The following is a 21,980-nucleotide window of genomic DNA, read 5'->3' as shown; positions in this document are numbered from 1 at the left end:
GATGTATGACGTTGCGATTATCGGGTTCGGCCCTACCGGAGCGACGCTTGCCAATCTCCTGGCAAAAAGCGGTGTGTCGGTTGTGGTTCTGGATCGGGAAGCCCAGATGTACCATCTGCCCCGCGCCGTGCATTTTGATGACGAAGTGATGCGCGTCTTTCAGACCATCGGGATCGCTGATGCGCTTTTCAAGCGGGTGCACGTCAACCCGGGCATGAAATTCGTCGACGAAGATGGGGAGTTGCTGCTGGACTGGCCAAGACCGCAAGACGTTACAAAGCATGGGTGGCACGCAAGCTACAGATTACACCAGCCTGATCTGGAAACGCTGTTGAGAGCCAAACTGGCTCGCCGCCCGTCGGCCACCATCCTGGAATTTCACAACGTCATAAATCTGGTACCCACCGGGAATGGTGTGGAGTTAACAGCGCTGGACAGGAAAAACGAGCGAAACACCGTCATTTCAGCCCGCTATGTAACCGGGTGCGACGGAGCCAACTCGTCCGTGCGTCGCTGGATGGGAAGCGAAATGGAGGATCTGGGTTTTGAAGAACGCTGGCTGGTTGCCGATGTTCTTCTCAAGCATCCAATGCCAGAGCTTGGCGATCATTCCATTCAATTCTGCAACCCGGACCGGCCGATGACCTATTGCCGGGCGCCGGGCATTCGTCGCCGCTGGGAAATCATGGTTTTGGACGGTGAAACAGACGTCGAGATTATGGAACATGCACGTCTCTGGGATCTTCTTTCGCGGTGGATTACGCCTGAAAATGCCGAGATTGAGCGCAGTGCGGTCTATACATTCCGCTCGCAGGTCGCGAAAATCTGGCGGAAGGGACCGGTACTGATCGCCGGAGATGCAGCTCATCTAACGCCACCCTTCATGGGGCAGGGAATGTGCACCGGTATTCGAGATGCGGCGAATTTGGCGTGGAAACTCGTCAACGCAATCAATGGCGGCGATGAAGAGTTGCTTTTAAGCAGCTATCAGGATGAACGACTGCCCCACGCACGCAGTTATATTGAAACTGCGGTTCGTTTGGGCGGCCTGATCAACTCGCTTGATCGGAACAGCGCCCTGCAACTTGCAGACGGTTCGCATTCAGGTGCCATGCGATCCATTGCGCCCAAACTCGGAAAGAGCGCTCTGATGGATGTGCGCGAAAATACTCAGTTTGTAGGTCATCCCTTTCCACAGATGCGCCTTGATGTAGATGGGCAATGGCTGGATGATCTAGTCGGGTACAACCACTTACTTATCAGCCGTACCTCATTGACGGAATGCAGCGACAATGCTGTCGCACTGAATGCGCTTGATCATCCCCAGCTGGACGCCGTGCTGACCGATCTTGGAGCGAATGCCGTTTGGGTGCGTCCCGACCGATACATCGCGGCTGTCGCGGAAGATCACCAGGATCTTCCATTACCGACCCTTTCCCTATTCGAACCGAAAACAACGAAAGATGGATATGAAACTGGCATCACTTAAAACCGGTGGTCGTGACGGATCTCTCGTCGTCGTGTCGAAAGACCTGACCAGAATGGCCTCTGCCGTATCGGTTGCACAAACGTTGCAGCAAGCGATCGAAACCTGGGAAAGTTCGGCCACCGAGCTGAAAAAGATCTCGGCGCAGGTCGAGCAATGCGAGATCGACACCATGGCCTATGATGTGGACCAATTGGCCAGCCCGCTGCCGAGGTCATATCAGTGGGCAGATGGAAGTGCATATCTCAGCCATATGCGGCTGGTACGCAAAGCCCGCGGTGCTGATATGCCCCCCGGGGCTGAGACGGACCCCCTGATGTATCAGGGGGGCGGTGACTATTTTCTAGCACCGACCGATGATATTCCCTGCATTGATGTTGACTGGGGATTGGATTTTGAGGGCGAGATTGCCGTGATCACCGATGACGTGCCTGTCGGATGTTCGACTGACGCGGCGGCTGACCATATCAAACTGATCATGTTGTGTAATGATGTCTCATTACGCAATGTTATGAAACCTGAACTGGTCAAGGGGTTTGGCTTTTATCAGTCAAAACCTGCAAGCGCGTTCTCACCGGTTTGTGTAACTCCGGATGAGCTGGGTGAACACTGGACCGGAGCGAGAGTTACCTTGCCGCTTGAAACGGTCTACAACGGCAAAACCTTTGGCAAAGTCCCAGCTGGCACCGACCTGAACTTTGACTTCGCCCAATTGATAGCGCATGCCGCAAAGACCAGAGAATTGCGCTCAGGTACCATTATCGGATCAGGCACAGTGTCGAATACCGATCATGATACTGTCGGATCGTCCTGCCTGGCAGAAAAGCGAATGATCGAAATCATTGCTCAAGGTAAGGCAGAAACCCGATTTATGGAGCCTGGGGATACAATCCGTTTCGAGATGCGCGACCCATCCGGCCAGACGATTTTCGGGGCTATTGACCAAAAGGTCGTCGCGGCCTGAGAATGTGTGACGGGACGGTCTGAAGGATGAGTATGGCGGCAGACAACCAACCCAGCATTCGTGCCTTGCTACGCGGACTGGACTTGTTGCGGTTCGTAAACAGTCAGGGTTCGGCAAAACCTGCGGAAATCGCCGTTGCGATTGGTGTACCGAGGCCGACGGTTTATCGGTTGCTCCACACCTTGGAGGAAGCAGGTTACATTCTGATGTCGGCATCCGATACCCGGGTCAGGGTATCGCCTCGCGCCTCTGGTCTGGGCGATAACTATGCTGCGCACTCGCACATATGCCGTATCGCAGCCCCAGGCCTTGCGGATTTCACTGACGTGCATTCTTGGCCGCTTGATCTTTCGGTTTACCGCGATCTGCACATGGTCATCGAAGAAACCACGCACTGGCGCAGCCCGTTCTCGATTGATCGGAACATGGCTGGATTGTCTTTGCCGATGCTCAGGTCTTCGGCCGGGCGCGCCTTTCTGGCTTTCCTGGAAGACAAGGAAAGAAGCATCATTCTTGACCTGCTGCGCAACAATAACGACCCCGAAGACGAGAGGTTTTTGCTGGAAAGCTGGATTGCCTCGCGCCTCGTTCAATACCGTAAACAAGGATACGCGACGCGCAGTCCGCGCACTTTTCGACCCGACACATCGAGTTTGGCGGTCCCAATAATCCATGAGGATCGCGTCCTTGGATGCCTTTCGGTTATTTGGATCGCCAGCGCGTTTTCAATGACTGAAGCGATCAACCGCTATACAGGCCCGATGACAGATTTGGCCAATCAAATAGCAACGCAAATGGCACAAGGTGCATCTGTCCACCAAGCGGACAAAAAGATCTAAACCACAGTAAGGTATTCTAACGAAGCGATAGGTTTAAGAAAAACCGGGAGGAAATATGAAACATCTCATCAGATCGACGGTGCTGACCTTTGGAATTTCGTTAACGGCCGGCGCAGCTCTGGCCGCGGATACTGTTCTGACAATCTCATCATGGGCGCCGCCAACGCACGGCATGAATGCGAAACTCTGGCCTGAATTCACGAAAATGCTGGAAGACGCTTCCGATGGGCGCATCAGCGCAGAAGTAAAGTACGGATTGGGGGCGCCTCCAGCTCAATTCGACCTTATTCTGGACGGGGTAGCGGATGTCACCTGGATTTTTCACGGCTACAATCCAGGGCGCTTTGTGGCATCCAAGATGATCGAGTTGCCTGGTTACGAAGGCAATGCCGAGGCTGCTTCAGTGGCCTATTGGCGAGCGTACGAAGAATACCTCGCCGAAGCGAACGAGCACAACGGAGTGAAGGTTCTTGCCATGATGACCCACGGCCCCGGTATCCTGCACTCTGAAACCAAGGTGACCTCGCTGGATGATATCTCTGGCATGAAGCTACGGCTTGGTGGCGGGGTTTCAGGAGACGTTGGCGCGGCGCTCGGTGCCACCGGTATTCGGGTGCCGGCACCGAAGGTCTACGAAACATTGGCCTCCAAGGCAGCAGACGGCGTCATGATGCCCATGGAGGCCCGAGCAGGCTTCAAGCTGTTTGAAGTTGCCCCGCACAGTTATTCTGTGCCCGGCGGGTTCTATCGCGGCTCGTTTGCAATCGTGATGAACCAAGACAAATACGACAGGCTGTCAGATGAAGATCGCGCTGCTTTGGATGCCATAGCGGGCGAGGTGCTTTCTCAGGTGGCCGGGCGAATGTGGGATGAGATTGACCAGATCGGCATCGATACCATTGATTCCAACGAGGGCAACTCCTGGACTGAAGCCAGCGAAGCTGACGTCGCAACCTGGGGCGAAATGACGGGTCCGATCATCGAAAACGTTCTTGCAGAGGTGTCCGACAAGGGAATCGACGCTGCGACGGTGCAAACCTTCATTGCCGAGCAGATGTCAGGCAATTGATCCCTAACGAAGAAACACTGCGAGCCCTGGCAAAGGGCTGCTGTTTTGCGAGGCAGGCATGGCTGACAATCAGAAACCGAGGCTGCGCGATCCGTGGTACGTTGTTCTTCACCTGCCCACATGGATCGCGGCGAGTACACTATTCGTGCTGATGTGCATGACGTTCCTGGACGTAGTTTTGCGGAGCGCTTTCGACAACCCAATCGAAAGCGCTACCGAACTGACCCGGCTATTTATGGCTATTATCGTATTCTCCGCCTTACCTCTGGTGTCGTGGAAAGGTGAGAATATCGTCGTAGACCTGCTTGACCCTTTCTTCAGCGAACGACTTGCCCTGATGCGCGATAGCTTGATTGATGCAGTCTGCGGAATTGTACTAGTCTGGCCCGCAGTTCGGGTTTGGGAGCTTGCGGAACGGTCGCGTCGGTATGGCGACGTTACGGAATATCTGAAGCTGCCCCAGTTTTACGTTGGGTGGTTCATCTCGATCTTTGTCGCACTCACCGCAATTGCCTTCCTGGCGCGCAGTGTTGTGCGCCTGATCCATAAAACAGAGGACGCCGAATGACTCTGTCGCTGTTGGGGCTCGGAGCAGTCTTAATTCTAGTTTTCCTGCGCATGCCCATCGCCATCTCCATGGGGCTTGTCGGCTTTCTGGGGTTCATGGAGTTACGCGGGTTTCGCGCCGCAATCTCGATGGTCGGCCGATTGATAATCGACACGGCTCAGGATTACGGGTTGTCGGTGGTGCCTCTCTTTATCCTGATGGGTCTCTTCGTGAACAAGGGTGGTCTTTCGAAAGAGCTTTATCGCGTGTCCTACGCATTTCTGGGCCATATGCGCGGTGGATTGGCCATGGCGACGATTGTGGCCTGCGCTGGCTTCTCTGCGATCTGTGGTTCATCCCTTGCCACAGCTGCGACAATGTCGAAGGTCGCCATGCCAGAGATGCGAAAATACAAGTATTCAGACAGTCTGGCGACGGCCTCCATCGCGGCAGGGGGCACCTTGGGCATCCTGATTCCGCCTTCGGTAATCCTGGTCATTTACGGCCTGTTGACGGAAACAAGCATCGGAAAGCTCTTTATCGCCGGCGTCCTACCAGGATTGCTGGGCGTTTTGCTCTATCTTGTTGCCGTCCGGTTTTCGGTGACCCGAGACCCGGATGCCGGGCCGGCGGGTGAACGGGTTTCCTGGCGAGAGCGGCTTTTGTCACTCAAGGATATCTGGGCGGTGCTGTTGCTATTCTTCCTAGTGATTGGCGGGCTCTACGGCGTGTTGGATATCTGGCCGTTCCACATCACATTTTCCCCGACCGAGGCTGCAGGAATGGGGGCTGCTGGCGCTTTCCTGATCGCACTGTCTCGGCGGGCTTTGAGTTTCTCATCAACCTTGGAGGTTTTGATCGAAACTGTGCAAACGGCAGCCACGCTGTTTGCGGTTTTGATCGGAGCGTGGGTCTTTTCAAACTTTGTCAATCTTGCGGGGCTGCCCGAGGCGCTAAGCAACTTCGTTCTTTCCCAAGGGCTGTCGCCGACACTTGTGATTGTGTTGATCCTACTGGTCTACGTTCTTCTCGGATGCGTTTTTGAAAGCTTATCGATGCTGTTGCTTACGGTGCCTATCTTCTTTCCGGTTGTGACCAGTCTAGGGTTTGATCCGGTTTGGTTTGGTATTGTTGTCGTCGTGGTCACTGAAATCAGCCTGATCACCCCACCGGTTGGCTTGAATGTCTTTGTACTAAAAGGTGTCGTTAGGGATGTCCCCACATCAGTGATTTTTCGAGGTGTCACTCCTTTCTGGGCAGTTGATATTCTTCGACTTCTGATAATCGTCTTTTTTCCCTGGCTTGTACTATTTCTACCAAATTCGATGTAGACCTCCTCTCAGCGGTTGCTTCTTAAGCGTGATATTCCCTTTTCAAGTTGTCTGCTTGGGGCTCATGGCAGAAACCATCTGCGCGCCGGATCAACGGCTGAATTCAAACAGGTATCCCCCGGGAAACGTCATCAAACGTTTTGCGCCGCGCCGCTGTGGCCTGAGCTTCAAATACGTCGCTGTTCTCAAGAAGGATCTGCCAAACGCCTTCTTCATCGAGCAAAGTTGGAGTGCCCGTCATCAGAGATCTTCGAACAGATGGCTGCCTGAACTAAGAGAGGGTCTGACAGGCAAGCATATTCAACTGGTCGGTGATCCAGTTAACGATACCAGTTTAATCCTTTGTATCTTACCGGAAGGGCCTTTGGGTAAGTCGTCGAGCACATGAATGACATCGGGTGTTTTGAATGAGCCGAGTTTTTCGCGGCAAATCGCTATTAGATGTTCAGGTGCCACCCTCGTATCGTCCTTCAGCTTCACGGCAGCCTCGACCCGTTCACCATAGGTTTTGCAGGGGCGTGCGAATGCGGCAGCTTCGATGACATCTGGGTGCGAATAGAGGGCTTCATCTATCTCACGCGGAGCGATGTTTTCACCGCCCTTAATGATCAGTTCTTTGAGCCGCCCTGTTACAAAGACGTAGCCATCGTTGTCCAAATGTCCCAAATCGCCCGTACGCAACCAACCATCTGAAGTGAACGTTTCTTGCGTTGCATCGGGGTTCTTAAAATACTCGCGCATCACATTGGGCCCGCGCACTGCAATCTCACCCTGGGTGTTGGGCCCGCGTGGTTCCAACGCGGCAGACAAAATACAAACGTCATTGCCAATAGCCTTGCCGGGTGAACCAACCTTGCGAATCCCAGGCGGTAACGGATTCGACAGAATTTGAGCGGCGGTTTCGGTTAGGCCCATCGTCTCAACAATTGGTACGTCAAAACGTTTCTCGAAGTTGTTCTGAACATCAGGCGCAAGGGCCGCCGAAGCTGAACGCCCAAACCGCAGTCGTTCTCGCACGTTTGGCGAGGGCCCGGTCTCTGAATGCAACAGATGCGAAATGATCGTCGGAACCACCGAGAACCAAGTCGCCTGTGCGCTTTCACATTGGTCCCAGAACCTACTGGCCGAGAATTTTTCGGCCACAGCCAGCGCACCCCCGCAAATGAGCGTGCCCAGCACGGTAACGCACAGCCCGTTAATGTGGTTGATCGGCAAAACACACAGGCCGATGTCTTTCGATGTGAGGTCATGTGCAATCGTGGGCGTCCAGCCCCCGGCGAGTAGGCTTGAATTGCTATGTACCACGCCTTTGGGCTGCCCCGTTGTGCCAGAGGTATACATCAACAGGGCATCATCATCCGGTAACAGATCATACAGATCGACGGGGTTCGTGCCGTCTGCCTGGGGTAGTTGTCGAAGCACATCCGTTCGAACCCGGTTAAACAGATCTTGCTGGGCTGCACCCACCAGCGCGATGCGGGCCTCGCAATGATCCAGCGCATAGCGGATGGCATCATCACCCGCTGCAAGGTTGATCACGGTGGCCCGAAACCCTCCGTACAAGACACCGTAGAGACACTCGATCGCCTCGCGCCCGTTTGGTTGCATGATCGCGACACTGGCGCTTTTCTCAAGGCCCTGCGCGGTAAGCCGAGCAGCCAGATTCCGCGCGCGGTTCCGCAATTGGCTCCAAGTGAGCGGCGCGCCCCCGTCAAAGAAAAGATAGCCGCTGCGCTCGCCGGACATGACCGCGCGGTGGTCGAGCCAGTCGCGGACAGTGCCCTGCGGGGCGGCGGTTGGGCTTACTTTCATTGTCCCACATCCGCCCAGTAGTCGGCAAAGATATCCTCAACCGCCGGCTCATTCGGAGCAATTTCGCGGATGATTCTGGTAGTTTGCAGGAAGTGCCGCCAATGCAGGTTGTCATCAATTGAGTTTCCGCCCCAGCTGCCGCACCCCATCGATAGCGAAAACGGCATGCCGTTGGTGAAAGAGCCACCGGTCGCAAAGGTGTGGGCTTGGTTTACGATAACCCGGCAGGTCGGCAAAGACTGTCCCAGTTCAACAGCGCGGCTGTCCCTTGACGTGTGAATTCCGATCGAATGCCCTGCGCCCTGGTAGTCCAGAATGCGAGCGGCGATCTTACGTGCGTCGTCGTAATCACGCGCGCGGTAAAGCGCGGCTACGCGGCTGAGTTTTTCGCCAGACAGCGGATGGTCCGGGCCGATGCCATCAGTTTCGACAACAAGGAACCTCGACCCGGCAGGAACCTGATCCGCCAGCCCCAAGGCCTCGAACGTCTGGTCGGCATCCTGCGCGATTACGGATCGGTTGAGATGACCATCAGGCCAAAGCCGGGTCACTATGGCGGCTTCGTCTTTTGACAGTGCGCCGCCCTCCTCGGCGAGGGCCGCAACAAAACCATCGTATACTGCATCGACCACGATCATCGAGTTTTCGGACGAACATGACGTGGCATTGTCAAAGGTCTTTGATGCGGTGATCTTCTGCGCAGCAGCTTTCAGATCGGCTGTTTCATCCACGATCACCGTCACGTTTCCGGCGCCCACGGCCACGGCGGGGGTTCCACAGGTCTGGGCGCGGTGGACGTTGTTCTGGCTGCCGGTACAGACCACAAGGTCTGACTGCTCCATCATGGCCTGTGTCTTGGCTTTGGACCCTGGGGCCGGGATCATCTGCACCAGATCATGATCCAGGCCCAGCCTGTCGAACTCGGTATGAATGAACTCCAGCAACAACTCGCAGCTTGCAACGCCTTTCGGGGACGGTGCCACCACAACGGAATTGCCGCATTTCAGCGCATTGATGATGTTGTTCGCCGGCGTCGCCGCGGGGTTGGTTGACGGGACCACAGCCCCAACCACACCCAGCGGGCGCGCGATTTCCGTGATGCCCGTCTCGGCATCGTCATCGATAACCCCTTGCGTCTTCAGTCCTTTGAGGTCGCGCATCAAGCCCAGTGTCTTGCGATGGTTCTTTGTGATCTTGTCCGGCACGTTGCCCAGACCGGTTGTTTTCACGGCCAGTTCGGCCAACGCCGTATTGCGGGATGGCTCCATGATGGCCCAGGCGGCGGCTTCGGCGGCCCGGTCATAGCGCTGTTGATCCGCGCCGGTTTCATAGGCCTTTTGCGCGCTGCGCGCGCGAGCCATGATCGCGTGGACCTGAGCAATGTCATCATGTGCATTCATGTTGGTCATCCTTGTAATGTGAACAGGGCGAGGGCCGCCCTGTTCACAAAGGTGCTGATATCAGAGTCCGGCCAGCAGGGCCTTGAGGGTCTCTTCCCGCGCGGCCCACATGGCCTGGACTTCTTCGCGGTCCATGATGTGCATGGGCGAGCCGCCAGCCGCCATTTTCTTGGCCACGCGGTCATTATTGAACATTTCGGGAACTGTTGCCGCCAGCGTTTCGATGACCTCGGGCGGGGTGCCTTTGGGCACCATGATGCCACGGAAGTTTACGCTGGCATTGTCGATGTCATATCCCTGCTCCTTGAGGGTCGGTACATCCGGCAGAAAGTCATTACGCTCTAGGTCAAAGACTCCAAGGATTTTGACATTTCCTGCCTCTTGTGCGCGGAAGGCATCGGACAGATTGTTCACCCCGCCCATAACATCGCCTGCGATCACCGCTTTCATCGCAGCGGCCCCGCCACCCTTTGTGGGGATATATGCCATTTTCACACCTGCTGCCTTTTCCAGCTGCAGCGCGGCGATGTGGTGCCCGACAAACAGGCCGGCCCCTGAGAATGTCAGCTTGCCGGGGTTATCCTTGGCGAAGGTTACCACGTCGTCCATCGAATTCATCGGGCTGTCAGCCGCCACGACAAATACCGCCGGGTCCGCACCCCAATTGGCGATGGGTTCAAAGCTGTCCGTCGAATACTCCACGCCACCCTTAATCGACTGGGCGATGAAATGCGGAACGTTGTAGGCGGCCAGCGTATACCCATCCGCGTCAGCTTGGGTGGCGAACCAGTTCCAGCCCACGCGCCCACCGGCACCGGGCTTGTTGATGATGGCGACCGGCATCCCCAGCGCATCCTCATTGCCGGCGGTCATGGTCACAATCCGCGCCTGAAAGTCCGTCGCCCCGCCAGCACCGTAGCTCACCATCATCATCACTGGGCGCTCGGGGTAGTCCTCGGCAAGCGCTGCGCCTCCGGCCAGTGTCGTTAGCGCCAGCGTGGCCGCTGTAAGTAGGTTCTTCATTGTATCGTCCTCCCTAGGATCGGTTGCCAGATGCGTTGATCGCACCTTGTTCAGAATAGAATTTCGCGGGGTGTGTAGACCTTGAGAAGCTTGGCAAAGAGGCCATACATCACCGCCAGATAGATCGCTGTGATGATCGCGCGCCGGACCCATGTCCTGACCTCGCGATGGGGCGCCGGGTCATAGAGCGATAGCAATATGAAAAAGGCAATGGCACCTGCGGTGTAGAACCCCAACGCCTTGGCGGCCCAGAACACATAGACCAGCGCAATCACCAGACCTGGCAGTAGATTGGCCATCTCATGCGTGCCCAAGCCGTGTCCCACCTTGGTCCAACCGAGTAGTGCTTTGAAGAAAGTCCAGAGCGCCAGAACAACAAACACGGTCGAGATCAGCCGCGGGAACAAAAACGCCTCGGACGGTTGCTGCGTATAGCTGATCCACGCCACCCAAACCCCAACGGCGGCGACAAGCCCGGATGCACAAACATGTTGCAGACGCGGAAGGCTTGAGGTGCTCATCCCATGATCTCCTCTTTTGAGATGTACCGGCGGGTCCGCAACTCCATCCATACCGAGTAGAGGATCGAGGCGATCACCACGGCGATAAGGACAATATTCAGCGTGCCGGTCAGGAAGTAGGCTCCAAGCCCGTCAGTGGCACCGGCTATCATGCTGCCCTGAATGAAATTGGCCTCGGCAATGGGGCCAAGGATCAGCCCTAGCACCAGCGGTGCGGCGGAAAACCCGAACCGTTCCAGAAAATACATTATCACCCCTAGCGTCACCATCACATAGACATCGCCCATCGATGACTGGACCGAATAGCTGCCGAACACCGCAAGTCCCAGCACAACGGCGGCCATGACGCTTTGGGGTACCTGAGCGATCCGCGCGGCCAAGCCCGCCACATAGAGGCCGAAGATGCACATCAGAACCTGCCCGATCAGCATCGAATTGATGAAGGTCCAGGCCACGTCTGGATGGTTGTCAAACAGATCGGTGCCCGGGAAAATTCCATGGATCAGAAGGCCGCCCAAAAGCACCGCCGCCGTTGGCGAGCCCGGGATCGACAGAGTCAGCAGTGGAACCAGACTGGGACCGACCATGGCATTGTTGGCGGCTTCCGCAGCGATAACGCCTTCGGAATGGCCCTTGCCGAATTTCTCGCGCTCGGGGCTGAACTTTTTGGTCTGGTCATAAGCGACAAGACCCGCAATCTGTCCGCCCACACCTGGGATCAGACCGATGAACGAGCCGGTAACGGTGCCGATCGTCAGGGCGCGTGGCCGGCGAACCAGCTCGCGGATAGCGTCCTTGATCGAATGTTTCTCGACTTCGATAACCTCCGCCGCTGACGAAGTGCGTCCCTTGGCAAACATGGTCAGTACCTGCGGGATGGCAAACAAGCCGATTAGTGCTGCGATAATATTGATGCCGCCACCAAGGGCCGGGTGAAAGATGAACCGCTGCGCTCCCATGATGTCGTCGAACCCGATCGTGGCCAACCACAACCCGATACACCCCGACAGTAGCCCCTTGACCACCGAAGCGCTGTCCAGCGACCCAATCACGGTCACGCCCAGGATCGCGAGCCAGAACAGGTGGCTGGGACCAAATGCCAAAGCCCATTGCGACAGAACCGGTGTCAGGAAAATGAGTAACAGCACACCGATGACGCCGCCAACGGCTGAAGCCAGAAAGCTAAGCTGCAAAGCCCGCGCGCCTTTGCCCTGCTTTGCCATCGTGTGCCCGTCCAGCGTCGTCGCAATATTGGCCGGTGCCCCCGGGATCTTGAGTAGGATGGCGCTGACTGCACCGCCCGCGACAGTCGACGTATAGGCGGCGCCAAGAAGGATCAGGCCCTGCACCGGCTGAAGATGGAAGGTAAACGGAATAAGCAGCGCAACGGCCATGGTCGGTGACAGCCCTGGCGTGGCGCCAAGAAGCAACCCCCCAATTGTGCCCAAAAGCAAAAGCCCGAACGACACAGGCGAGAACACGTCTCCGAAGTAATACAGAAATTCCAAGTCGATATCCCGTCTCTCGTAACCGATTGACATAAAAGCCTAGGTGATGAAAATAGTTTTGCAAATGTTTTCATTTTTGTGCACATTTGATGGAGTAAATGACTGATAAAAAACAAAATAAACCGGATATTGTAGATGTTGCACGTATTGCGCGCGTGTCGATTTCAACCGTGTCCCGCAGCTACAATCACCCCGAGCTGGTCAAGCCTGCGACTCGGAAAAAGATCGAGCGCGCGGTGCAGAAACTGGGCTATATCCGCAACCGGGCGGCACAGGTCATGCATGGTCGGCGAAGTGGGACGATCGGCCTTGTCGTGCCCACAATCGACAACGCGATTTTTGCCGAACTGATTCAGTCTTTTTCCGACAAACTAGACCAACATGGGTTCACCATGCTGATTGCGTCACACGGGTTCGATCTGGATCGTGAATATAAAATGCTGCGCAAGCTGTTGGAACATCGTGTGGATGGGCTGGCGGTGATCGGGCTGGAACACTCGGATCCCACCTATCAGTTGATCGAACAGCAGAATATCCCAACGGTCGCGATCTGGAACTACAACAAGTCCTCGGCCCTGTCCTGTATCGGCGTGGACAACGCAGAGGCCGGCAGGCTGGCCGCGCGCCATCTGATTTCGCTTGGACACCGCAAGATTGGTCTTGTATTTCCAGACCCCTCGGGAAATGACCGTGCCTACGATCGACTGAACGGCGCTGTGTCTGAGTTTCGAACCGCAGGTATCGAAATCCCCGAAAACTGGCGGCTGGAGGCCCCCTATAGCGTCCGGGAGGCAAAACGCGCCAGCATTCTGTTACTTGAACAGGGGCATAGACCAACTGCCATTCTCTGCGGCAACGACATTATCGCGCAGGGTGTCCTTTATGCCAGCAACCATTTGAGCCTGAAAGTGCCTGATGACTTATCGATTATGGGCATCGGGGACTTCAAGGGGTCGGCTGAGGTAGAGCCGTCTCTGTCTACAATCAGGATACCGGCTAAACGGATCGGGCTTATGGCGGCGGAATTGATTTCAGATACAATTGCAGGACAGCACGCTGATATCACAGCGATGAAGCTTGAACTTCGTGTTATGGCTCGACACTCCACATCACGACTTTGAGAGGTTCAATGGCTGTGACAATCTAACTCCAAGCGATAGCTGCATTCACGGCGAATTTCAAATGTACGCATTGACCAAGATGACATTGAAACTTTGCATCCGCATCGAAGGACGGCTTGCTGAAAAGCGGACTTTCGTCACCTCGCAGCAATGCGGAAAGGGGGGCTCTATCTGAGGTACTCTGCCCTTCGCGTCAGCGAACAGTCACAGCCCAAATCAGACCTTCAAAACCACGTTCTGCAATTTCAGCTTTGCGAGACAGAGTGTGAATTCGCTGCGGCGGTCAGAACGTCTGTCTTCGGGTTTTGAACGGCCGCGGAACTATTGTTCACAGTCCAAAGCGTGCCGGATGTCATTCAAAAGCTGTAACTGTTTGTGTTTATTCTTTCAGAGTACGACGCCCGTTCACCCGTGTCTTGATCCGGCTCAATCCGACCGGTGTCACTCCCAGATACCGTGCAATATCGTTTTGCGTCACTTTGTCGAGAAGCGCAGGTGTATTTGTAAGCAGCCGCCTGTAGCGTTCCTCGGCTGAAAGGCACAGCAATTCGTACTCGCGCAATTCCTTGCGTATGCCAAAGCTTAAGAGGAAGTCGACCATCGCCTTAGATAGTTCGATATCTGCGCAGCTGGCCTCATAAAGGTCTGAAAACTCCAGCGCGATAAGCTCGCTTTGCTCCACGCAAACCAGGCTGAAAGTACAGCTTTCCTTCTGATATCCCGCAGCAAGGCTGCCGATCTTTCCACCAGGCATGATGAATGATTTGATGTTCTCCTTGCCGTCCTCCGACAGGTAGTAGGCCTTCAACAGACCGCTTCTCACTATGTACAGCGACGAGTCCTGATCACCTTGACGGAACAGATGGTCACCTGCGTCCTTCTTGAGTGGCCGACCTCTGGTTGCGATAAAGTCAGAGATATTCATACATTTTAACCCGCGCTTATTTCAGAAATCCGTCGTCCGCCTAGTGTGTGCTCAATTCACGAGTACACACGGGATTATGACATGGGAATCCGAAACAAGCATATCATCATCACCGGTGGCGCATCGGGCCTCGGGCTCGAATTGCTGCGCAAGCTGGTGGCAGATAACCAGATCTCGTCATCGCGAGGCGGTCCTGCAGCCTGATCGCCTTGCTGACGTCCTCACCGATGTGGCAATATATGAGGCCGATCTTGCAGATGCGGGCGCTGTGGAAAGAGCCACCGCGGCGCTCGTGAAAGCTGGCCCGCCCATTGATGTGCTAATCAATAATGCGGCGGTGCAGAACACGCCCCGTTTCACAGAAGTTGATTTCCGTTATTAGATCATCCGGCGGGAAATCGACATCAGTTTCACCTCGATATGCGCGCCCGCGCATCTCCTTTTGCCCAGCTTGATGTAGTCCGAGCCTTCTATCTGCACAATTGTCGCGCTGAACGCTGTGTTGAGGCCATCCTGGATGGCATTCAAACGGCGCAGAGGAGGACAGAATGCCAGAGCGCAGGAAATGAGATGTACGCCAGACCAACGCTAAGCGTCGCTCATGCATTGTGCAGCATTCGATACGTTAGGCTCTTTGCAGACATCGGCAACGTATCAGCGGTTGAACTTGACCGCGATCATGCATGCGGCTAATGCCCGCGCTATGGAAAAACAAAAGAAACCCTCGCGTCAGCAAGTCTACACACTGTTGGTTCAGATTGGCCGCAAAGAGGGCGACGGCCTGCCCGAGGGTGCGACAGGGGCGGCTTTGATGTGTTTTGCCAGCGGTGTGGATGAGGCCGAGGCCGTGCGCGAAACTGTGGCTATTCTGAAGCAGGCCGATACTGCGCCGCTGGATGTCACCGGCTATGGAACACTGGCCGAGCGTGAGGAGCAGGGGCATGAGATCGATCCGGATGAGCGCGGCCTAATGCAGCGCGCATTGGATGAAAACTCAGTTATCGTCGCGCAGTTGACACCGTTTTTCGGAGACGAGGCCAAGGCCTAGTTCCGGTTGCCGAACCACTTGCGGTAAATCTCGTCATAGGTGCCGTCCTCACGCAAGGCGAGCAGTGCCTGGTTCACATCTTCCACCAGGGGTGAGCCGCTTGGGAAGGCCATGCCGTAATTCTCTCTCAGGAAAACCCCGCCGGTCATCGTTGCCATCTGGCGGCCTTCATGGGCTGCAAAATAGGACAGGATCGGTGCATCAAAGACCACCGCGTCCAGGTCTTCGGCCTTGAACGCGTTCAACATTTCATCGAGCCCGGGATAGCCAGAGAATTCTATTTCGCGACGGTTCAGGAAGCTGGCAGCAGTTGATCCCGAAATTGTACCGACATTCTTGCCATATAGATCATTTACCGAGTTCACATTGCCTGTGATCGCATCGACCGTCATGACCGAGGTGATGCGCGCCGTAAACACCGATACGATAAACAGGGACGATACAACCAGTACAACGCCGAGCAGCCGGCCAAAGGGAGTGCGTGGCATCCGCTCTTCAAAACCACCATTCACAACCAGGTTGAGCGCCCACCAGAAAGATGGAAACCAGGCTTCGTTCAGATTGCGGTCGAAATAGGGCTGGGCGCGGCGCTCGAACCCCCACATCATCATGCCGCCGCCCAACAAGATCGCAAAGGCCAGGCCGATGGCGATGAACAACTCTCGAGACAGCAGCGCCTGCAGCAAGGATGGACGCCGCGCGGCATCCGATGGCACCATGATCTGCAGCCCGGCCTCAAAAATCGGCTGAGTGAAATCCATCTGTGTTTCACGTTTGGCCGTAATCGAGATATTGGCAATCGCCATATCCGCGGATCCATCCTGAACCGCGTTCAGCATCTCGGCAAAGGACCCCACGCGATTGACCGAGTAGTCCCAATTTAAGGACTCGGCGAGCGCGCTCAGCAGATCAATTGAGAAACCAGTATCTGCCCCGTCTTCAACATAGGAAAACGGGGGGCGGGACACAGTTGTAACCGTTAAGGACTGAGCCAGGCTTTGCTGTGCGAGAACGGCGAAAGTCAGGCAGATCAATCCGAAGAGTGAGCGCTTCATATTCATATGACCTGTTTCGCGGCGCTCTAGCGCGATTACGTGGCGACGGGCAAGGTCGCCGCCAAGTTAAGTTTCATGTTTTCTGGGCGTCTCAGGGCGAGACACCAGAAGAATGGCGATGTGAAATTTAGTGAATGGGGTTGGCAAATCGGCCAATTCGTTGAATCTGTGTGTGTTCCCGAGCGCTGATAACTTTGAGAGGACCTAAATGACCGACCCAGTTCAATTGACGGCGGACCTGATCCGTTGCCCATCGGTCACACCAGAAGAGGGTGGTGCTTTGGTCTTGCTTGCGTCGGTTTTGACCAATGCGGGCTTTGAATGCGCGCGCGTGGATCGTGGTGGCATCTGCAACCTGTTCGCACGTTGGGGACAAAAAGCCCATGCACGTAGCTTTGGGTTCAATGGCCACACAGATGTCGTGCCGGTGGGGGATAAGGCCGCATGGACGACGCCGCCGTTCGGGGCCGAAATCCGAAATGGCGTGATGTATGGCCGCGGGGCCACGGACATGAAATCGGGGGTCGCAGCCTTCGTTGCGGCTGCCGTGGATTTTGTCAGCGAAACACCACCGGACGGCACCATCATCCTGACCATTACCGGAGACGAAGAAGCGGATGCGTTGGACGGAACAACGGCCCTGTTGGACTATATGGCCGATGCCGGGGAACGCATGTCTGTTTGCCTTGTGGGCGAGCCCACATGTCCGAATGAAATGGGAGAGATGATCAAAATCGGACGGCGCGGTTCGATGACCGCCTGGTTTACGATCACCGGGGTGCAGGGGCACTCGGCATATCCACATCGCGCAAAAAACCCGCTGCCTGCTATGGCGCGACTTATGGATCGGCTGGCCAGCCACGAGTTGGATCAAGGAACTGCGCATTTTGATGCATCGACACTTGCCGTCGTGACGATTGACACTGGAAATACCGCGACCAACGTCATTCCGGCTCAGTGTACTGGCACGGTTAACATTCGCTTTAACGACATGCATTCCGGTGCCAGTCTCAGTGACTGGCTGCAGCACGAGGCCGATCAGGTGGCCGCCACTTACGGTGTCGAGGTTGAGGCCAGAATCAAAATCTCGGGCGAAAGCTTTCTGACCCCGCCGGGGCCATTGTCGGACCTGGTCGCGAAATCTGTAGAAGCGGAAACTGGTGTACAGCCCGAGTTGTCGACAACAGGTGGAACATCGGATGCTCGGTTCGTGAAGAACCACTGCCCGGTGGTGGAATTTGGTTTGGTTGGCCGCACGATGCATCAAGTCGATGAATGCGTAGAGGTCGCGCAGATCGAGCAGTTAAAGGCCATCTATACACGGATTTTGACAGAATATTTTGCCTGAATCATGCAACGTACATTGATTATCATGATCAAAGAACCCCGTCCGGGCCGGGTCAAAACGCGGCTTGGGCGCGATATTGGCATGGTTGGTGCGGCGTGGTGGTTTCGGCATCAGACACGATCGTTGATCCGACGTTTGCGTGACCCTCGATGGCGGATTGTGCTGGCCGTATCACCAGATCGGGAAGGGCTGAACAGCCGGATCTGGCCAGCTGACCTGACACGAACGCCGCAGGGACGCGGCGATCTTGGCGCCAGAATGGGACGGTTGCTTTGGTCGACGCCGAAAGGGCCGGTTTGCCTGATTGGCGCGGACATTCCAGGTATCACACGCGGGCACGTGGCGCGGGCTTTTCACGTGTTGGGCAGATCTCAGATGGTGTTTGGCCCCGCGCCGGATGGCGGATATTGGCTGGTCGGTGCGCAGCGATATGGCGCGTTGTCGCCGGCGCTGTTCGAGGGTGTGAGGTGGTCGACCAAGCATGCGCTAGCAGACACGCTGGCTTCCGTTTCGGGATACCGAACTACACTGTTGGACAATCTGCGCGACGTTGATACCGTGGCCGATCTGCCAAGCTGACCCAAATCGCCGTTTTTTGGTCATGACGCGGTCGTACGCCCGTGTTAGGCCGAAGATATGACTCGCATCCCCACCAAGCAGGAGGTCCTGGACTGGATCTCGGCAAACCCCACCCTGACTTCAAAACGCGATATCGCTAAGGCTTTTGGCATCAAAGGCGCGGCTCGGATCGATTTGAAGCGTATCCTGCGCGAGCTGGAGGCCGAGGGGCATCTGGAAAAGCGCAATCGCAGCTACCGCGATCCTGATCGGTTGCCACCTGTCAGCGTTTTACAGGTGAAAGCGCCCAATTCGGACGGCGATCTGTTTGCCCGGCCGTTGGAATGGCATGGCGAAGGGGTGGAACCCATTGTCCTGATCATCCCGCGGGCCAGCGATCCAGCTTTGGGCGAAGGTGATCGCATTCTGGCCCGGCTAACCGTGGTGCATGAGGAAGACCATAATTACGAAGCCCGCCTGATCCGCCGCATTGGATCCAACCCGCGCCGCGTTGTGGGGATCTTCCGCAAAGGGGCCGAAGGTGGCCGGATCGTGCCCATCGACAAGGCGGGCCAGACCGAGTGGCTGGTGCAAGATGGCGCAGATCACGGTGCCAAAGACGGAGAGTTGGTCGAGGCTGAGCAGGCCGGACCGAAGACCCGTATGGGCCTGCCCCGCGCGCGCATTGTCGAGCGTCTGGGCGACCCGTCTGCACCCAAGGCGGTTTCGCTGATTGCAATTCATCAACACGGAATTCCTGATGACTTCCCGGACAAGGTGATCGAAGAGGCCGACAAGGCCAGACCTGTTGGACTGAAAGGGCGCGAAGATCTGCGCGACATGCCGTTGCTGACCATCGATCCGTCTGATGCGCGTGATCATGATGATGCGTGCTACGCACACGCAGATGACGACCCCAAAAACCCAGGCGGGCATGTGATCTGGGTCGCGATTGCAGATGTCGCCGCCTATGTTCAGCCCGGCACGGCGCTGGACCGCGAGGCGCGTAAACGCGGAAACTCCAGCTATTTCCCGGATCGAGTTGTGCCAATGCTGCCGGATCGGCTGTCCGGGGACCTGTGTTCACTGCACGAAGGCGTACCAAGGGCTTGTATCGCGGTGCGGATGCAAATCGATGCAGACGGGAATAAGATCGGCCATCGTTTTGTGCGCGGTCTAATGCGGTCTGCGGCGTCCTTGCACTATGCCGAAGTGCAAGAGGCCATCGATGGCTCGGTGAACGACAAGACAGGGCCGTTGTTAGAGCCGGTTCTGAAGCCGCTCTACGCCGCCTATGCAGCGCTAAAAAAGGCGCGGGCGGAACGTCAACCGCTGGATCTCGACCTGCCGGAACGCAAGATCATCCTCAGTGAACAAGGTGAGGTGCAAAGCGTTGCCTTTCGCGATCGGCTAGACGCACATCGGCTGATCGAAGAATTCATGATCCTGGCCAATGTCTCGGCGGCGGAAACCCTGATTGCCAAGCGTCGTCCACTGCTGTTCCGCGTGCACGAGGAACCTGCGCCTGAAAAACTGGAAAGCCTTCGTGAAACCGCGCAGGCCGCCGGTCTAAACCTAGCCAAGGGGCAGGTGCTGCAAACCCGTCATCTGAACGCACTGCTGAATGCTGCAGCTGGCACCGAGGATGCCGAGTTGATCAACCTGAGCACGCTGCGCTCGATGGCCCAGGCCTACTACAACCCTGAAAACTTCGGCCACTTTGGCTTGGCACTGCGGAACTATGCGCATTTTACCTCGCCCATTCGTCGTTACGCGGATCTGATCGTTCACCGCGCGCTGATTACTGCCCATAACTGGGGCAATGACGGGCTGACCGAGGAAGAGATTGACCGACTGGAAGAGACCGCCACCCATATCTCGGACACAGAACGCCGTTCTATGATGGCTGAACGGGACACCACAGATCGATACCTTGCCGCCTATCTCAGCGAACGTGTTGGCAACGAGTTCTCCGGACGGATCAGCGGCATTGCCCGGTTTGGGGCATTTGTGAAGATGGATGAAACCGGGGCGGATGGGCTGGTTCCCGTACGATCGCTGGGGCACGAGTTTTTCCATTTCGACCAAGAGGCGGGCACGTTGATGGGCTCAGACACTGGCTTGATCATTGCGATCGGGCAGCGTGTCACCGTCCGCTTGACCGAGGCAACACCCGTGACAGGCGGCTTGGAATTGGAATTATTATCCATCGACGATCAGGCCCTGCCACGTGGGCGCGGGACGGGCAAAAAGCCCACGCGCCGGAAAGCAGTCAGCACGAAACGCAAGAAAGACAAGATCAAACGCAAGATCGAACGTAAGCGCCGTCAGAGGTGATAGGTCAAAGCCCGTGCGATCAACCATCCGTGGCGTGTTTCGTCGATCTGATCGGGTGAGTCGAACAGAACCGCCCGGTTGCCGTCGATCCGATCTTCGCCGGGAAAGGTCGTTGTGAAATCGCCCATCAATCGGCTTTGGCAGTGCACGAACAGTGCAAACTGGGCCGATTTGTGCCCACCCAGCCGAATTGTTGATCCTTTTGGCGCCAGATACGCCGGTTGCCCCCACCGCAATGCCTCCTGCAGCGGCTGAGCGGTGGGCAAAGATGCCGCTGTTTCCAGTATCAGTTCCCGCAGTTTCAGGACACCGGTTCGCGTATCCTGCGGCAGCGCGTCAAACGCTGCCGCAACGGCTGGATCTTCTATCTGTCTCATGTCAGCGGCAATGCCTCTTCCACCCGATCCACGTAGCTGTTGAGTAGCGTATCCTGTTTGATGCGTTGCGTCAGCGGGGTATCGACGGGTGTTGCTCGCATTGCAGCCAACATTGGGCCAACGCTCATGTCTGCAGAGGTCGGCTGGTCGCCCATCAGGAAGGGCGATTGCCATAGATGGGCCGAGATCGCCTCAAGGTCACGCTCTACCCGGTCCAGTCGCTCCGGCAGTGAAAACCGGCCGATCCCTTGTGAATTAATCCCTTTCAGTACCGCTTTTCTGATCGAACTGGATACTGGTTTGCGGATAAGCGCCGGAATTCCAGTAAAAAACGTCTCACGCAGGATTGGCCACACCTCGTCATTGCCCCAGCGGTCCAGCACGATGTGAAAATATAGGTGTTCTTCAGCCGTGCGAACCAAGGTTCGGGATTGCGCCTTTTGAATGTCCGTGAGGCCTTTATCAAAGTCCGCCCCCTGTTGTTCTAACCATGTACGGATCATGTCGCTGTCAGGGACCAGCCGTTCTGGGGTGCGCAGCACCGGCAATTTCTGATGCGGCATCTTGCGCGGATCAAGCATGTCAGACCGCCGCCAGGCTTGTCCTGACTGCCGCAGCATGAACGCGCTTTTGACGCAAAATGGGCTGGCACTGAACAGGCCGAAGGCAGAGGGGTAAGTGAGAAGGGTCAGCATGTTTCGCTCCATCTTT

22 protein-coding genes are annotated in these 21,980 nt (G+C 56.2%); 12 read left to right on the top strand and 10 right to left on the bottom strand.

The genetic code is table 11. The features are described 5' to 3' along the window. Position 1: 1 nt before the first annotated feature. From Q1B21_RS07675 to Q1B21_RS07650, 6 genes are read left to right on the top strand one after another with little or no spacing between them, the layout of a single operon-like run. A complete protein-coding gene (locus Q1B21_RS07675) occupies positions 2–1,489 on the top strand; it encodes a bifunctional 3-(3-hydroxy-phenyl)propionate/3-hydroxycinnamic acid hydroxylase (RefSeq protein WP_299887883.1) in 1,488 nt (495 codons plus the stop codon). Next, positions 1,470–2,450 (top strand): fumarylacetoacetate hydrolase family protein, encoded by a 981-nt coding sequence (locus Q1B21_RS07670; RefSeq protein WP_299887881.1) that lies wholly within the window; start codon positions 1,470–1,472, stop codon positions 2,448–2,450. The genes Q1B21_RS07675 and Q1B21_RS07670 overlap by 20 nt, the downstream gene beginning before the upstream one ends. Positions 2,451–2,482: 32 nt before the next feature. After that, positions 2,483–3,289 (top strand): DNA-binding transcriptional regulator, encoded by an 807-nt coding sequence (locus Q1B21_RS07665; RefSeq protein WP_299887879.1) that lies wholly within the window; start codon positions 2,483–2,485, stop codon positions 3,287–3,289. Between the two features lie 55 nt (positions 3,290–3,344). Then, a complete protein-coding gene (locus Q1B21_RS07660) occupies positions 3,345–4,358 on the top strand; it encodes a TRAP transporter substrate-binding protein (protein WP_299887877.1) in 1,014 nt (337 codons plus the stop codon). Positions 4,359–4,416: 58 nt separating this feature from the next. Next, entirely contained in the window at positions 4,417–4,926 is a 510-nt protein-coding gene (locus tag Q1B21_RS07655; protein WP_299887875.1) for a TRAP transporter small permease, read from the top strand. After that, on the top strand, positions 4,923–6,236 hold the full coding sequence (locus Q1B21_RS07650) for a TRAP transporter large permease (protein ID WP_299887873.1): 1,314 nt from the start codon (positions 4,923–4,925) through the stop codon (positions 6,234–6,236). The genes Q1B21_RS07655 and Q1B21_RS07650 overlap by 4 nt, the downstream gene beginning before the upstream one ends. Positions 6,237–6,339: 103 nt before the next feature. On the opposite strand, the gene Q1B21_RS07645 is transcribed toward Q1B21_RS07650, so the two are convergent. From Q1B21_RS07645 to Q1B21_RS07620, 6 genes are read right to left on the bottom strand one after another with little or no spacing between them, the layout of a single operon-like run. Continuing rightward, positions 6,340–6,477, bottom strand: a complete 138-nt coding sequence (locus Q1B21_RS07645; RefSeq protein ID WP_299887871.1) for a hypothetical protein — start codon at positions 6,475–6,477, stop codon at positions 6,340–6,342. Between the two features lie 59 nt (positions 6,478–6,536). Further along, a complete protein-coding gene (locus Q1B21_RS07640) occupies positions 6,537–8,048 on the bottom strand; it encodes an AMP-binding protein (RefSeq protein WP_299887869.1) in 1,512 nt (503 codons plus the stop codon). Next, positions 8,045–9,448, bottom strand: a complete 1,404-nt coding sequence (locus tag Q1B21_RS07635; RefSeq protein WP_299887858.1) for an aldehyde dehydrogenase family protein — start codon at positions 9,446–9,448, stop codon at positions 8,045–8,047. The genes Q1B21_RS07640 and Q1B21_RS07635 overlap by 4 nt, the downstream gene beginning before the upstream one ends. Before the next feature lie 60 nt (positions 9,449–9,508). Continuing rightward, a complete protein-coding gene (locus Q1B21_RS07630; RefSeq protein WP_298938450.1) occupies positions 9,509–10,471 on the bottom strand; it encodes a tripartite tricarboxylate transporter substrate binding protein in 963 nt (320 codons plus the stop codon). Positions 10,472–10,521: 50 nt separating this feature from the next. Then, positions 10,522–10,992: a tripartite tricarboxylate transporter TctB family protein gene (locus tag Q1B21_RS07625; protein ID WP_299887854.1), complete on the bottom strand. Its 471-nt coding sequence runs from the start codon at positions 10,990–10,992 to the stop codon at positions 10,522–10,524. Then, on the bottom strand, positions 10,989–12,500 hold the full coding sequence (locus tag Q1B21_RS07620) for a tripartite tricarboxylate transporter permease (RefSeq protein WP_299887851.1): 1,512 nt from the start codon (positions 12,498–12,500) through the stop codon (positions 10,989–10,991). Before Q1B21_RS07620 ends, Q1B21_RS07625 begins: the two co-directional genes overlap by 4 nt. A 98-nt stretch (positions 12,501–12,598) precedes the next feature. Between Q1B21_RS07620 and Q1B21_RS07615 the strand changes: the two genes are divergently transcribed. Further along, positions 12,599–13,621, top strand: a complete 1,023-nt coding sequence (locus tag Q1B21_RS07615) for a LacI family DNA-binding transcriptional regulator (protein ID WP_299887848.1) — start codon at positions 12,599–12,601, stop codon at positions 13,619–13,621. A gap of 379 nt (positions 13,622–14,000) precedes the next feature. Here the strand turns inward: Q1B21_RS07615 and Q1B21_RS07610 are convergent, their stop codons facing one another. Continuing rightward, the gene (locus Q1B21_RS07610; protein ID WP_299887845.1) at positions 14,001–14,546 is read right to left on the bottom strand and encodes a Crp/Fnr family transcriptional regulator; all 546 of its coding nucleotides are present in this window, start codon (positions 14,544–14,546) and stop codon (positions 14,001–14,003) included. 81 nt (positions 14,547–14,627) lie between these two features. On the opposite strand from Q1B21_RS07610, the gene Q1B21_RS07605 reads away from it, so the two are divergent. Continuing rightward, entirely contained in the window at positions 14,628–14,750 is a 123-nt protein-coding gene (locus Q1B21_RS07605) for a hypothetical protein (RefSeq protein WP_299887842.1), read from the top strand. A gap of 499 nt (positions 14,751–15,249) precedes the next feature. Next, positions 15,250–15,594, top strand: a complete 345-nt coding sequence (locus tag Q1B21_RS07600) for a hypothetical protein (RefSeq protein WP_299887839.1) — start codon at positions 15,250–15,252, stop codon at positions 15,592–15,594. Here Q1B21_RS07600 and Q1B21_RS07595 read toward each other — a convergent pair. Continuing rightward, on the bottom strand, positions 15,591–16,649 hold the full coding sequence (locus Q1B21_RS07595) for a transporter substrate-binding domain-containing protein (protein WP_298937391.1): 1,059 nt from the start codon (positions 16,647–16,649) through the stop codon (positions 15,591–15,593). The two genes, Q1B21_RS07600 and Q1B21_RS07595, sit on opposite strands and share 4 nt — an antisense overlap. A 208-nt stretch (positions 16,650–16,857) precedes the next feature. On the opposite strand from Q1B21_RS07595, the gene dapE reads away from it, so the two are divergent. Genes dapE through rnr form a run of 3 tightly spaced genes read left to right on the top strand, consistent with a single transcriptional unit; the run spans position 16,858 to position 20,892 of the window. Beyond that, complete coding sequence (gene dapE, locus Q1B21_RS07590) at positions 16,858–17,997, top strand: succinyl-diaminopimelate desuccinylase (protein ID WP_299887837.1); 1,140 nt, start codon at positions 16,858–16,860, stop codon at positions 17,995–17,997. A gap of 3 nt (positions 17,998–18,000) precedes the next feature. Further along, positions 18,001–18,576 (top strand): TIGR04282 family arsenosugar biosynthesis glycosyltransferase, encoded by a 576-nt coding sequence (locus Q1B21_RS07585; protein WP_299081945.1) that lies wholly within the window; start codon positions 18,001–18,003, stop codon positions 18,574–18,576. A gap of 57 nt (positions 18,577–18,633) precedes the next feature. After that, positions 18,634–20,892 carry a ribonuclease R gene (gene rnr / locus Q1B21_RS07580; protein WP_299887833.1) on the top strand — a complete coding sequence of 753 codons (2,259 nt, stop codon included), beginning with the start codon at positions 18,634–18,636 and terminating at the stop codon, positions 20,890–20,892. Here the strand turns inward: rnr and Q1B21_RS07575 are convergent. Together Q1B21_RS07575 and Q1B21_RS07570 are read right to left on the bottom strand one after the other, a co-directional pair. Beyond that, complete coding sequence (locus Q1B21_RS07575; RefSeq protein WP_299887830.1) at positions 20,883–21,269, bottom strand: DUF1801 domain-containing protein; 387 nt, start codon at positions 21,267–21,269, stop codon at positions 20,883–20,885. The two genes, rnr and Q1B21_RS07575, sit on opposite strands and share 10 nt — an antisense overlap. Further along, a complete protein-coding gene (locus tag Q1B21_RS07570) occupies positions 21,266–21,964 on the bottom strand; it encodes a glutathione S-transferase family protein (RefSeq protein WP_299887826.1) in 699 nt (232 codons plus the stop codon). Before Q1B21_RS07570 ends, Q1B21_RS07575 begins: the two co-directional genes overlap by 4 nt. Positions 21,965–21,980 lie beyond the last annotated feature (16 nt).

Origin of the sequence: uncultured Ruegeria sp. (assembly GCF_947504215.1) — a bacterium.
In the GTDB taxonomy this organism is placed as follows: Bacteria; Pseudomonadota; Alphaproteobacteria; order Rhodobacterales; family Rhodobacteraceae; genus Ruegeria.
The sequence above is the reverse complement of the archived record's forward strand: the minus strand, read 5'-3'. Positions and strand labels throughout refer to the sequence as shown.